The sequence below is a fragment of the Marinomonas sp. 15G6-16 genome, assembly GCF_055809555.1.
Map to the genome: position 1 here is coordinate 373,543 of NZ_CM147916.1, position 13,446 is coordinate 386,988.

Annotated in this window: 14 protein-coding genes; 5 read left to right on the forward strand and 9 right to left on the reverse strand. The window is 43.4% G+C overall.

Annotation, left to right across the window (positions count from 1 at the left end; translation table 11 throughout):
* Positions 1–3 precede the first annotated feature (3 nt).
* Genes AC0L46_RS01760 through purU form a run of 3 tightly spaced genes read right to left on the reverse strand, consistent with a single transcriptional unit; the run spans position 4 to position 3,035 of the window.
* Positions 4–1,251, reverse strand: coding sequence for an FAD-dependent oxidoreductase (locus AC0L46_RS01760; protein ID WP_317004198.1), 1,248 nt, complete (start codon positions 1,249–1,251; stop codon positions 4–6).
* 35 nt (positions 1,252–1,286) lie between these two features.
* Positions 1,287–2,159, reverse strand: coding sequence for a bifunctional methylenetetrahydrofolate dehydrogenase/methenyltetrahydrofolate cyclohydrolase FolD (folD, locus tag AC0L46_RS01765; RefSeq protein WP_317004199.1), 873 nt, complete (start codon positions 2,157–2,159; stop codon positions 1,287–1,289).
* A gap of 15 nt (positions 2,160–2,174) precedes the next feature.
* Positions 2,175–3,035 carry a formyltetrahydrofolate deformylase gene (gene purU, locus AC0L46_RS01770; protein WP_414682014.1) on the reverse strand — a complete coding sequence of 287 codons (861 nt, stop codon included), beginning with the start codon at positions 3,033–3,035 and terminating at the stop codon, positions 2,175–2,177.
* Positions 3,036–3,208: 173 nt separating this feature from the next.
* Between purU and AC0L46_RS01775 the strand changes: the two genes are divergently transcribed.
* Positions 3,209–3,967 carry an IclR family transcriptional regulator gene (locus AC0L46_RS01775; protein WP_414682013.1) on the forward strand — a complete coding sequence of 253 codons (759 nt, stop codon included), beginning with the start codon at positions 3,209–3,211 and terminating at the stop codon, positions 3,965–3,967.
* Positions 3,968–4,008: 41 nt separating this feature from the next.
* Here the strand turns inward: AC0L46_RS01775 and AC0L46_RS01780 are convergent, their stop codons facing one another.
* The 6 genes from AC0L46_RS01780 to AC0L46_RS01805 form a co-directional block, all read right to left on the reverse strand.
* A complete protein-coding gene (locus tag AC0L46_RS01780) occupies positions 4,009–5,475 on the reverse strand; it encodes an NAD-dependent succinate-semialdehyde dehydrogenase (protein ID WP_473507085.1) in 1,467 nt (488 codons plus the stop codon).
* 250 nt (positions 5,476–5,725) lie between these two features.
* Positions 5,726–7,216, reverse strand: coding sequence for an aldehyde dehydrogenase (locus AC0L46_RS01785; protein ID WP_473505328.1), 1,491 nt, complete (start codon positions 7,214–7,216; stop codon positions 5,726–5,728).
* 21 nt (positions 7,217–7,237) lie between these two features.
* Positions 7,238–8,272 carry an LLM class flavin-dependent oxidoreductase gene (locus tag AC0L46_RS01790; protein ID WP_414682011.1) on the reverse strand — a complete coding sequence of 345 codons (1,035 nt, stop codon included), beginning with the start codon at positions 8,270–8,272 and terminating at the stop codon, positions 7,238–7,240.
* The gene (locus tag AC0L46_RS01795) at positions 8,269–9,177 is read right to left on the reverse strand and encodes a flavin reductase family protein (RefSeq protein WP_473505331.1); all 909 of its coding nucleotides are present in this window, start codon (positions 9,175–9,177) and stop codon (positions 8,269–8,271) included. The genes AC0L46_RS01790 and AC0L46_RS01795 overlap by 4 nt, the downstream gene beginning before the upstream one ends.
* Positions 9,164–10,003, reverse strand: a complete 840-nt coding sequence (locus AC0L46_RS01800) for an alpha/beta fold hydrolase (RefSeq protein ID WP_473505333.1) — start codon at positions 10,001–10,003, stop codon at positions 9,164–9,166. The genes AC0L46_RS01795 and AC0L46_RS01800 overlap by 14 nt, the downstream gene beginning before the upstream one ends.
* Entirely contained in the window at positions 9,975–10,574 is a 600-nt protein-coding gene (locus AC0L46_RS01805) for an amino acid synthesis family protein (protein ID WP_414682008.1), read from the reverse strand. Before AC0L46_RS01805 ends, AC0L46_RS01800 begins: the two co-directional genes overlap by 29 nt.
* 154 nt (positions 10,575–10,728) lie before the next feature.
* Between AC0L46_RS01805 and AC0L46_RS01810 the strand changes: the two genes are divergently transcribed.
* The 4 genes from AC0L46_RS01810 to AC0L46_RS01825 all read left to right on the forward strand — a co-directional run bounded on the left by AC0L46_RS01810 (position 10,729) and on the right by AC0L46_RS01825 (position 13,441).
* The gene (locus tag AC0L46_RS01810) at positions 10,729–11,391 is read left to right on the forward strand and encodes a GntR family transcriptional regulator (RefSeq protein ID WP_414682007.1); all 663 of its coding nucleotides are present in this window, start codon (positions 10,729–10,731) and stop codon (positions 11,389–11,391) included.
* Positions 11,388–11,780: a carboxymuconolactone decarboxylase family protein gene (locus AC0L46_RS01815; protein ID WP_414682006.1), complete on the forward strand. Its 393-nt coding sequence runs from the start codon at positions 11,388–11,390 to the stop codon at positions 11,778–11,780. The genes AC0L46_RS01810 and AC0L46_RS01815 overlap by 4 nt, the downstream gene beginning before the upstream one ends.
* Positions 11,781–11,796: 16 nt before the next feature.
* A complete protein-coding gene (locus AC0L46_RS01820) occupies positions 11,797–12,096 on the forward strand; it encodes a DUF1330 domain-containing protein (RefSeq protein WP_414682005.1) in 300 nt (99 codons plus the stop codon).
* Positions 12,097–12,424: 328 nt separating this feature from the next.
* Positions 12,425–13,441 carry an ABC transporter substrate-binding protein gene (locus AC0L46_RS01825; RefSeq protein ID WP_473505337.1) on the forward strand — a complete coding sequence of 339 codons (1,017 nt, stop codon included), beginning with the start codon at positions 12,425–12,427 and terminating at the stop codon, positions 13,439–13,441.
* Positions 13,442–13,446: the final 5 nt, after the last annotated feature.

A 13,446-nucleotide genomic window follows, 5' to 3' on the forward strand; every position in this document is an offset into this window, starting at 1 on the left:
CTCCTAGTGACTAGCGGCCGTCGCGCCCATTTCATTGACTTGGCGGAAAACATCAAAGCGATCCATAGCAAAAGGCGCAATCAAATCTGGCACCTTACCGCCATTTGCAACCAATTCAGCCATGGTTTTCCCGCAGATTGGCGTCGCCTTAAATCCCCACGTTCCCCAGCCAGCATCAAGGTAATAATTCTCTACTGGGCTTAACCCCATTATTGGGCTGTAATCTGATGTCATATCTGTAATACCAGCCCATTGACGCATTAGCTTAAGGTTCGCCATGAAAGGAAACATTTCTACCGCACTGGCTAATAGGCTTTCTTTTAAATCCAAAGTGGAACGAGTATTGTACAAAGGATAAGGATCCGATCCGCCACCGAAGACGATTTCTCCACGGCCAGTTTGCTGCACATAGCAATGCAAAGCAGAGGAACTGACTAATGGATCTAAGAATGGTTTTACAGGTTGAGTCACCATGGCTTGCAACGGATACGTCGTAATTGGCATCTTAATGCCGGCCATCGCCGCCACAATGGAACTGTGACCAGCAACCGCTTGAACCACACAACCACAACTCACCTTGCCACGATTGGTCTCTACGCCAACGACTTTCCCATGATCAACAGTAACGCCTGTCACTTCGGTTAATTGGTGCAATTCAACGCCACGTTGAGTCGCGCCTTTTGCGTAACCCCAAGCAACCGCATCGTGTCGAGCGGTTGCCCCATCAATATGCCAAAGACCCGCTAAAATAGGCATGTCAGCTGGGTTCATGTTCAAGGTAGGAACCAACTCTTTGATTTGCTTCGGATCGATCAATTCAGTACGACCACCAAAGTGCTTATTCACTTCCGTACGCTGACGGAATGAACGCACTGTGGCATCTGTGTGAGCAAGTGTCAGTTGGCCACGAGACGAATACATAATGTTGAAGTCAAATTCGTTAGATAGCCCCTGAAAGAGATCAACCGATTGCTTGTAGAATTTTACCCCTTCAGACGTTAAATAGTTAGATCGAATCACCGCCGTATTACGAGCCGTGTTCCCTCCACCTAAGTAGCCTTTTTCCAAAATAGCGACATTAGTAATACCGTGATATTTCGCTAGATAATAAGCCGTTGCCACGCCATGACCACCGCCGCCAATGATGACCACATCATAATGGCGTTTTAGCTCGGTCGGTGTTGGCAAGTCCGCATCTTTCTCAAATGGATAATCATTGGAAAGACCATATTTCAACAGAGAAAATGGCATAGCAGAGATCCTCTTTTAAATCGTGTATAACCGGCTTAATGCGAAATGTTCATTAATCGTTTCGCAGCCACTAGAGTATTTTTCATCAAACAAGCAATGGTCATGGGTCCTACACCACCAGGAACCGGTGTAATGGCCTGACACATGGGCGCGACTTTGTCGTAATCCACATCGCCGACTAATTTACGTTTACCATCAAGTTCAATCGCATTGATACCAACATCAATCACAACCGCACCGGGTTTAATCCAAGCATCGTCCACCAGCTTAGGCACACCCACAGCAGCGACTACAATGTCCGCCATGCGGCTAATTTCGCTCGCGTTTGGCGTTCGAGAATGCACAACTGTGATGGTGCAGTTTGCTTGTAATAAAAGGTTCGCCATGGGTTTACCAACGATATTTGATCGACCCACAATCACCGCATGCTTACCAGACAAATCACCTAATTCTCGCTGTAGCATTTCCAGACAACCTAATGGAGTACAAGGAATCAAATCCGCTTGCCCTGTGCCTAACAAACCGACATTCACTGGATGAAATCCATCCACGTCTTTTTGCGGTGAAATCAAACGGATAATACGTTCTTCTGATAAATGCTTAGGAAGAGGTAACTGAACTAAAATGCCATGTACTTCATCGTCTTGGTTCAACGCTTCGACCACTGCGTCTAATTCTTCTTGGCTACAATCTGCCGACATACGCTTTTCAATAGAACGAATGCCCGCTTGCTCAGCTCGTCGAATCTTGTTGCGCACATAAACACCACTGGCAGGGTCGTCTCCCACTAGCACAACAGCCAAACCTGGCGCTGCATGTCCGGCTTCACACATTTGCTGTACTTCTAATCGAACTTCTTCAACTAGATCGTCTGCCACACTTTTACCGTCAATGACCTTGAACGTCATGTTTGCTCTCCTCAATTATTTAAAAACAACGGTTTTGTTACCGTACATAAACACCCGATTTTCTAGGTGCAGACGCACTGCGGTAGCAAGAGCAACGGTTTCTGTATCACGACCCACTGCCACCAAACGATCTGGCGAGAACGTATGATCAACAGGCTGAACCGATTGAGAAATGATTGGCCCTTCGTCTAAGTCAGATGTCACATAATGGGCCGTAGCGCCAATCAACTTCACACCTCGCTCATGGGCTTGGTGATAAGGCTTGGCACCTTTAAATCCAGGTAGGAAAGAATGGTGAATATTAATCGCTCGGCCGTTGAGTTCTTTACATAGGCCATCTGAAAGAATTTGCATGTAACGAGCTAAAACGATCAAATCGGTTTTGGTTTCTTTCACTATGTCCAACAAAGCCGCCTCTTGTTCTAGCTTGTTTTCTTTATTGACAGGCAAATGTACAAAGCGGATACCTTCACGTTCAGCCATTGGGCGCAAATCTTTATGGTTAGACACAATGGCGGTAATTTCCATTGGCAACTCGCCTTTACGATGGCGGTACAATAAGTCGTCCAAGCAATGATCAAATTTACTGACCATCAATAAAACACGCATAGGGGATGCTGTATCCGTCATATCCCACTCCATATTGAATGGAGCCACTTGTGCGTCAAAACCTGCTCGAACTGTATCTAAGCTCGTTTCTGCAGATTCGATGCGACACACTGCACGCATAAAAAAGCGTTTATTTTCTTCATCATCGTATTGATGCATTTCTGCGATATAACAGCCTAAGTCTGCTAGGTAAGACGTCACGGAAGCCACAATTCCACTCGTTGCATCACAAGCCGCTTTAAGAACAAACTCTTTTGATTCAGACATTTTTTCTCCTAGAGCACTTTATTAATGAATAAAAGTCATAAATTGATTTGTTTATTTACAGTAAATTAAATATATTCTTAAGAAATAGTTATGACAATAACTTAACCAAATAAAAGCTCATATCTCACAATTTAATTCATATAGTAAAAATACATTTGTATTTGGATAAAAAGATGACGAAGACAACAGAGTATCAAGTACCCGCTTTAGTAAGAGGCCTGCACATTATCGAACTATTCGATGCCAACCATCGTGTATTAAGCACTCAAGACTTCGCAGATCAGCTTGGCGTGAGTGCTTCATCAACTTACCGAATCGTACAAACCTTGCTAGATAGAGGGTATTTAAAAAAAGTCGCACGCAACGCCTATGAACTAGGTCCGCAGATAGTGTCCCGTGGTTTTGCTTATTTGGCGGGGAAAGATTTAATCGACGTGGCTGCACCACATTTGAATCAGCTCAGAGATGAGACTTCTATTTCTTGTCATTTGGCGATACGGGATGGACTGGATACGCTCTATATCTATCGAGCCCAAGCCTCACAAAGACTGTCCGTTAATATCCCGCTAGGAACTCGGCTACCCTGTCACACTAGCGCAATGGGACGAGTTTTATTGCAGCAACTGAGTGATATCGAGTTCAGTGCTATTTATCAAACCCAGCAGCTAGACATGCACCCTCATCCGCATCCGCAAACCATCGCGGAACTAAAGCGTTTGTTAAAAGATGAATGGCAGCAAGGTTACTCTAGCAATCGCTCGGACAACGCCACCGCCATCGCCGCACCAATCCATAATTACATGGGAAAAGTAGTCGCCGCGATCAACATTTCCGGCGCCGACCAAGTGATGAATGATCCAGAGAAGTTTGAAGAGACAAAAAACCAATTGTTGAAAACGGCAAAAGCCATCTCACAAGTAGTTCCCATTTAAGGGAACTACTTCATAGGCATTCGTTTTATTGGCTAAGACGGTTAAATATCCCCTAAACAAACATATTTCATTTCTAGATAATCCTCTAAACCATACTTAGAGCCTTCTCGTCCTTGGCCTGACTCTTTAACACCACCAAAAGGAATCACTTCAGAGCTGATGGCCGTCTCGTTTACGCCAACCATGCCGTAATCTAAACGCTCACTGATTAGCCATGAACGAGATTGATCTTTCGTAAACAAATACGCAGCCAAACCAAACTCCGTATCATTGGCCATGGCGACTGCCTCTTCTTCTGTATCAAACCGAAAAATAGGAGCAACAGGCCCAAAAACTTCTTCCTTGGCGATACGCATACTTTGATCTGCATCTCGAATCACGGTTGGTTGGAAAAAATAGCCCTCTTCTGCTCCGCTATTAGCACCACCAGCCGTTAACTTAGCCCCTTTGCTCAGGGCGTCTTCCACAAGTGAAGAAACATTTTCAACAGCAATTCGAGTTATAAGCGGCCCCATGGTAGTTTTTTCAGCAAGGCCATTTCCGACAACAAAAGCCTGCACTTTTTCCGTATATTTGCTGACGAACTCTTCATAAACACCACTTTGAACAAGAATACGGTTAGCACAAATACAGGTTTGACCCGCATTACGAAATTTAGCGGCTAAGGCACCTTCAACGGCTTTATCCATATCAGCATCGTCAAACACCAATACTGGCGCATTCCCTCCTAATTCCATTGATGTACGTTTGACTGTTTGAGCGGCCTGAGCCATCAGAATTTTTCCAACTCGAGTAGAACCAGTAAAAGTGACTTTTTTAACTAATGAGTGCCCTGTTAATTGCTCTCCTATCTCTGCTGCTGCAACGCCTGTAACCACATTAAACAGGCCGTTTGGAATGCCTGCGCGCTGAGCCAGCTCGGCCAAAGCAAGAGCGGACAATGGTGTTTCCGCGGCTGGCTTTAAGACAATAGAACAGCCAGCCGCTAAAGCAGGAGCCACCTTTCGAGTAATCATAGCCACAGGAAAATTCCATGGTGTAATGGCACCCACAACCCCAATAGGTTGCTTAATAACAAGTGAACGACGGTCTGTACTTGTACTAGGTAAAACATCCCCATATATGCGCTTCGCTTCTTCAGCAAACCATTCTATATACGACGCTCCATAGATAACTTCTCCTCGAGCTTCGGCAAATATTTTGCCTTGTTCAAGCGTCATAATTTTGGCCAAATCATCTTTATTTTCCATGACCAAATCGAACCACTTCCGCAACACTGCCGACTTTTCTTTTGGTGTCTTTTTAGACCAAACCGCCATGGCATCGTGCGCAAGCTCAATTGCTTGTTTGGTTTCTTTACCGCCCAAATCAGCCACTCGAGCAATGACTTCATTAGAGGCAGGATTAACCACATCAAACTCAGCACCATTCTCAGCGGAAACCCACTGACCATTAATAAAACCCTGTGTTTTTAAAAGGCTAGTATCACTTAACATCTGTTCGATCATCATATTCTCCTAGGCGAAATGCCAAGCCTCAGAAATACATGAGCTTATTGGCACGGACTCGCAGACTGAGCCGCCTTACATTTATTTTGGGGATTTTTAAGGTCTCTTATCTCGCTACTGCAACCCTTAACGAGATCAACTTGTACTTTGAGCCAAATGCTTTATTGAAATAACAACAATGCACTCTAGGTGATGCCTACATCACCTAGACAACATTGAAAACGATTAATGAAGCTGAATTTGGAATTATCTAACGCATAACAAATGGGTTAGACATAGGTTCACTTGACGTACTAATCCAGGTGGTTCGTACTCGTATATAGTCTTGAATCGCTTGAATACCAGCCTCACGACCATAACCAGATTGGTTTACACCGCCAAAAGGTGCCATGTAAGACACAGCTCGATAAGTATTCACCCAACAAATACCAGACTGAATTTTTTGCGACACGCGTAAAGCTTTAGAAAGGTTCTCGGTAAATAATCCAGACCCTAGACCAAATTCAGAATCATTAGCTAAGGCAATGGCTTCTTCCTCTGTATCAAAGCAGGCTATTGATAAAACTGGACCAAACATCTCAACGTGCAAGGTTTCAACATCATGGTTAGGACATTCCACAATCGTCGGAGCAAAATAGTAGTCTGAACCCAACTCAGGTAAACGAGTTCCGCCCATTAAAATCTTGCCTCCTTGCTCAACCGCTTTAGCCAGCGCGGCTTCTATGGTCTCTACCTGAGCCAATGTACATAACGGCCCAATGTGAGAAGTGGAATCAAGAGGGTCGCCAACACAGATCTGAGCGGTTCGCTCTAACAGTTTGTCACGCAAGATAGGGTAAAAATCACGCTGAACATAAACTCGAGAACCAGCGACACAAGATTGCCCAGACGCCCCAAAATTACCGGCAATAATACCGTTAACCGCACTTTCTAAATTGGCATCATTAAAAACAAGAATGGGCGATTTTCCTCCCAATTCGAGAGAAGTGACCGCAAAATTATTCGCTGTGTTACGAACAACATGCTTCGCCGTTTCAGGGCCACCCGTAAATGCAAGCCTGTCTATATCTGGATGAGATGTTAGAGGTATCGCACAGCCTTTAGCGTCACCTGTAATTACTGAAACCACGCCTTTAGGAAAGCCAGCTGCTTGTATCAACTTAGCAAATTCCAAAATAGCAGCAGGGGCAATTTCAGATGCTTTAATAATTACACTGCAACCTGCCGCTAATGCTGGAGCAAGTTTTGTCGCTGTCAAAAACATTTGAGCATTCCACGGCACAACCGCAGCAACGACCCCAATAGGTTCAGGCTTAGTAAAGACATGCATATCAGGCTTATCAATAGGAAACGTATGCCCTTCTATCTTATCGGCCAAACCAGCGTAATAACGGTAATAATTCGCAACATATTTAGCTTGAGATTGCGTTTCTGCTGCTAACTTCCCGCTGTCCGTTGTTTCGACTGCACCCAATGCTTGAGAGTTCAGCTCTAATTGATCTGCCAACTTACACATTAATTGGCCACGGGCGGTTGCACTCAACCCTGCCCATTCAGGATCTGATAACGCACGACGAGCGGCTTTCACAGCTCGATCCACATCTTCTGGCTCAGCGCAGGCAAACGTCGCCCACTTTTCACCTGTGGCTGGATTTATTGTTGGCATTACATTGCCTGCAGCGCCTTCAACCCACTCATTATCAATAAAAAGGGAGTAGTGAGGTAATGTTAGTTTTGACATACGACTGACTTCTCTAAATTTTTAGTTAAATGCGGGCATCACTTCGTCAATGAATCGGCGCAGTGAAGCTTCTTTTTCAACTCGGCTCATACTTGAATCACTCCAATAAGAAAATTCGTCATAGCCTAGATCTTCATAATATTTCAGACGTTCGATGATTTGTTTTGACGTGCCTATCATCAAATCCTTACGAATAGCATCACGCTTATAAAATGGGTGATTGTCTATTTCTTCTTGGCTCAACGCTTCAATTAAACCTTGATTAATCGGACGTTCATTTTTGAACCAAGCACCAAAGTAGCAGTAAAACTCATGCAGTTTACGAGCCGCTTGCGCCAACTCTGCTTCATCATTTGAAACATAAGCATGCTGTAGAATCATGATCTTGGTGCGCTTATCGTACTTGGTACAAGCTTCTTTGTATTTTTCAATAAGCGACTCTACTTCTTCGATGCCTTGCCACAATGGGGTAACTTGCACATTACAATCCTGACTCACGGCAAACTCATGACTATTAATATCTCGAGCTGCAACCCAAATTGGAGGGCCATCTTCAGTCAAAGGTTTTGGAGATGATGTGGTTTTAGGGAAGCTATAATGCTTACTATCTTGAGCATAATCCCCTTTCCACAAACCTTTAATCGCAGGAACCATTTCTCTTAAGCATTCACCTGCTTGCCATGCGTCAATGCCACCAGGCACCATACGTTCGTACTCAAAACTATAAGCACCGCGAGCAATGCCTAATTCCAAACGGCCACCAGTGACAAGATCTGTCATTGCGGCTTCACCAGCGAGCTTAATTGGGTGCCAAAATGGTGCGACTACCGTACCTGTCCCCAGTCGAACATTTTTAGTTTGGTGCGCTATATCAATCAAATTTAAAAATGGGTTAGGCGCAATAGTAAAATCCATACCATGATGTTCACCTGTCCATATCGTCGTCATGCCACCTTCGTCCGCCATTTTACAAAGAGATAAAAACTCCTCATAAAGCTCAGCTTGACGTTGCTGTTCGTTAACGCGCTCCATATGAGCGAACAATGAAAACTTCATCGAACATCTCCTTCTACTTCATTGCCAAAATACAAACGAAATACACCATTTTTCTTCTCGCTAACAAAACGACTGACCATGGACGTCAGGTCTGCAGAAGCAAACGACAACTTCGGCAAGTCACCTAAAGGAACATACTCATACCCTTCCGGTGCTGTTTGTTCAGCATGTTCTACCCGATAAAAAGCAACAAAGTTGCCAGTTTGAGCTTTTTCATACACTGAAAATGCCTGACCAATCTCATAGCCTCCGCCTAAATTAAGCATAAATTGCTCCAAAGACGCCCGAGACCCTTTATCCGCCGAAACATCAACGGTCGGCAACTGATACCCTGCTGCTGTTTTTTGCACTAACAACTTGTCTGAAGATTCAATGAGCCCACCAACACGAGCACATTTACCATGAGCCATTTCTTCTGCTTTATGCTCCATTCCTAAGCTAAAGTAACCGCCTTTGGCATAACCCAAACCAAACTTTTCAGTTGTATTAAATGACTCTACTTTGCCAACCAGCATAAGATGATCACCGGCTGATATTTTCTCAAATGCAGAACATGAAAAGTGTGTCACGGCATCACGAATCAGTGGCGTTCCAAACTCATCTTCAAACCAATCAACTTGTGCAAATCTATCCTCTTTCGAGCCAGCAAAAGTATTGGAAACATCCTGTTGGTCTTCTGCAAGAATGCTCACAGCAAAGTGTTCACACTGCTCAAATACGTCAAAGCTAGACAGTTTATTCGCAGGGCAAACCAGCAAAAGCGGAGGATCCATGGATACTGATGTAAAAGAATTGGCTGTAAACCCTACTTTTTCTCCAGTTTTACTCACCGCAGTAACGACCGTAATGCCGGTCATAAAAGAACCAAATGCATTACGTAAGGCTCGGGGATCATTCGTACTCATGGGAAACTTCCTCTATAGAGTTAATACTCTGTTGAAAAAACTTAACAATTGCTGAATTGATTTCTTGATAATGAGTCATAGGAGCCATATGCCGAGCCCCTTCAACAAGGTAGCATTCGCCTTCTGGACAAAGCTTTGCCATTGCTTCAGACATTTCTGCTGTCGAGTTTGGGTCTCCTCGGCCAGTTAAAAACAAAGCAGGAACATTAAGTGCTCGAAGCTCTGAATCTTCAGGTCCGTCGTTCAAGCAAAATACTTCATAAGCCTGTCGATAACCGTCTAGCGAAGCTTGCTCCAACCACTCACGACAAAATTGAGCGTTTTGGACATCCTCACCTTTTAATGGAAAATCAAACCAACGCTTTATAGGTGCAGTAATGTTTTCACTCGTAATGTTTTCTTTTATCTGCATCACTCGGTGCTGGACAGCTTCTTTTGCCTTTTCTGACCGACGAAACACAGAGTTCATCGCAATGACACCAGAACATTTTGATGGGTAACGAATGGCAAAATTAAGCGCGATCATAGACCCCATAGAATGCCCTGCAATCACTACAGGAAATACGACATCACTCTCAATCCAACGAGCCAACACATCAGTGTAATCACTTATATTCTGGCACTCTGGAAAAAGATCACTTTCGCCATGACCAGGCATATCTACTGCATAAACAGTAAAATGCTCAGCCAACACACTCATTTGGTTTAACCATGCTTCCAGCCTTAATCCAACACCATGAATTAGAACCAGAGACGGGCCATTCCCCATCTTCACATAAGCTAAACCTTGCGATGATTTAAACCGCTGCGGGATTGTCGATATCATGCCCTAACTCCTTAAGCTCTTGATATCTATCACCAATTCGGTGATGAGGTCGCCCACCTGTTGCACCACCTAACACCACAACAATTTCGTCATCTCTTGGAGCATCACAAATATTAAATTGCAGCGTTAAATAGTGAGATCGACGGCCACCATCATTTTTATCCATCATAGGAACGGCGATAGCAGCATTTGCAGGGCCACGAGTGTTAGAGAAAGATAAGAAAGATTTTGCTTCGACAGCTTCACGGTAGAAATTGCCAAAATGTAATGTATGAATAAGAGCAGATGCGTGCTCAATTTCACCATCCAAACCAACTACAGCCGCTTTACCAAATGCTTCAATGTTTTCTGCACCACCAGCTATTTCACAAATACGATCCGTCAGCAACTTGCCTAACTGAGGGCCATACTCCAGCACTAAAGGTCTTAAGTCTTCAACATAACGACCAGCCCACGGATTTTTGACCACAGCAGCAGCAGCAAACATGCGCAAAGGTTTGTCAGCTTCTTTGAATCCTTCAATTAAGGTTTCTTCTTCAAAACAGACTATTTTTCGAATCTCTAAACTCATAACGATTTCCTAAAGCTCAACAATGATGAATAAATTAACTTTGTAGTATGGTATACCATATGATATAAACATAAACATACTATCTTTTATAGTTCAACCAATATTGTGCTAATATGTGAAAAAATATTTTTTTAGAAAAAGGACAAATAATCTAATGCAAAAGGTTGAACGCCCAAAAACCCTCAAGGAAACCGCACTAACAACATTACGAGATGCCATTACAAGTAACTCATTAAAACCAGGCACGCGCTTGGTTGAACGAAACTTATGCGAAACCATGGGAGTAAGCCGAACGGTTGTACGGGAATGCATTCGACATTTGGAAAGTGAGAGATTGGTAAAAGGTATTCCTAATTCAGGATTTGTTGTCGCCTCTATCAGTGACTCAGAAGCTCGTGAAATATATGAAATTCGTGCTTTATTAGAAAGCACCGCTGTTAAAGCTTGTAGCGAAGTCATTACCCCTGAAATCATTACTGAGCTTTATAGATTGCATGATGAAATTGCACTACACCTTCAAAAAGATGACATTAAAAATGCTCTAAAACTCACAACAAGTTTCTACGAACTCATTTTCAAAACCGCCGAAAAGCATGTTGCATGGGTATTGGTTGAGCAGTTGAATTCCAGAATATCTCGTTTAAGAGCATTCACTCTAAGTGCTCGAGGCCGAAAAACAGCGGGTCCAAAAGATCTATACGACATGGTTAAGGCTCTTGAGGAACACAACCCTGAAGCCGCTGTAGAAATATGCGAGCGCCATTTACGCGAAGCCTATGAAATAGCGACACACATAGATAAAGGAAACGATGTATGAACAAAGAACGATTTGAATTAGGCCTTTCAAAGCGCAAAGCAACCCTTGGTAATGAGTATGTTGAGCGCAACCTAAAAAAAGCAGACGCGTTTAACCTTCCCTTTCAAGAAGCGATGACAGAATGGTGTTGGGGATTCGGATGGGGCGATGAAACGATCGATGCCAAAACTCGCTCGATGATGAACTTAACCATGATTGCAGCATTAGGCAAAATGGAAGAATGGGAGCTTCACTTAAATGGCGCCATCAATAATGGCGTAAGCGTTGAAGAAATACGCGCTATTCTGCATACCATTGCAATCTATTGTGGTGTTCCACAGGGCGTTGAATGCTTCCGTATAGCGCGAGCATTATTAACGGAAAAAGGTTTATTAGAACCCAATGAATAATATTTAGGAGGTCAAGATGAAAGGTTATTGGATTGCACATGTCCAAGTTGAAAATATCGACCAATACGAGGCGTACCTTGCTGAAGCTCCTTCTGCCTTAAGTGCATTTGGCGCTCGCATGCTTTCCCGCGGAGAGGACTTTACTGTGTTAGAGGGAGCAAACCCTACGCCCACTCGTGCTGTTGTATTTGAATTTGACAGTTATGAGACGGCTTTGGCTTGCTATCACTCTGACGCCTACCAACATGCCCGACAGCATCGCCTTTCTTGTAGTAATGCCACCGTACTTATTCTAAAAGGCCTTCCTCAAATTTAATTTTTTTATAACGGCTTGCCTCTGTGCAGTCGTTATATTACCGCTTTACCTACCTGCTTCTTTTTTTCCTTTACCCTCTCGCTACCTGCCTTCTTTTGCTTGGTTTTTTGCCAAATTCCGCTTGTTGCTCATCAATCGCAACATCAACTTTTTACTTGTGAATAAATCCACACGATATGAAAAAAGTGTAAAAGCAGCTTGACCATATTATGGAATACCATAATATGGTAGATCTCTAGTGTGTTTTTTAACCAATAAAAATCACTGATAGAAAGAGACTAAAAAGACGAAAAGCTATCCATAATTAAAAAGTAAAAGGAACATAAAAATGAACAAACGATTTAAAAGTGGCATTCTAGCGTTCGCTATTAGCATTACGGCAACAGCAATTCATGCAAACGAGTCAATGAACTTTGTAAGTTGGGGCGGCTCCACTCAAGAAGCGCAACAACAAGCATGGGCGATGCCTTTTACAGCTAGTACAGACATAAAAGTAATACAAGATGGCCCAACAGATTACGGCAAGCTAAAAGCCATGGTTGAGAGCGGTAACGTTCAATGGGATCTTGTAGATGTTGAAGCTGATTTTGCTTATCGTGCTGCAAGTGAAGGGCTACTTGAACCATTAGACTTTTCCATCATTGACACTACCCATATCGATCCTAGGTTCGTATCTGATTATGGTATCGGCTCTTTCTATTTCTCTTTCATTCTCGCCTACAACAAAAGTCAAATATCTGGTGAACCTACTTCTTGGGAACAATTATTTGATTTAGAAAACTACCCTGGAAAACGTGCTCTGTATAAATGGCCAAGCCCTGGTGTTCTTGAAATGGCACTTATTGCTGACGGAGTAAAAGCCGACGAACTCTACCCTCTTGATCTAGATCGAGCCTTCACAAAGCTAGACTCAATTAAAGATAAAATCATTTGGTGGGGTGGTGGTGCTCAATCACAACAATTACTGGCTTCTGGTGAAGCATCAATGGGTATGTTTTGGAACGGGCGTGTTTTCTCATTACAAGAAGATGGTCTTCCTATTGGCGTAAGCTGGGAAAATAATCTCGTCATGTCAGACTTCTTAGTCATTCCTAAAGGCGCAAAAAACAAAGATGCTGCGATGAAGTTCTTAGCTTACTCAACAAGCGCACAAGGACAAGCTGACTTTGCAACCATGACGGCTTACTCCCCTATTAACACTCAAAGTAGCGAGCTCATCGATCAAGGTATTAATGCTTACCTTCCTACAAGCTACTCAGAAGACCAAGTTTCCTTAGACTACAAATATTGGGCAGAGCATGGCCAAGAGATCAGTACTCGCTGGAACAACTGGTTACTGAAATAACACAG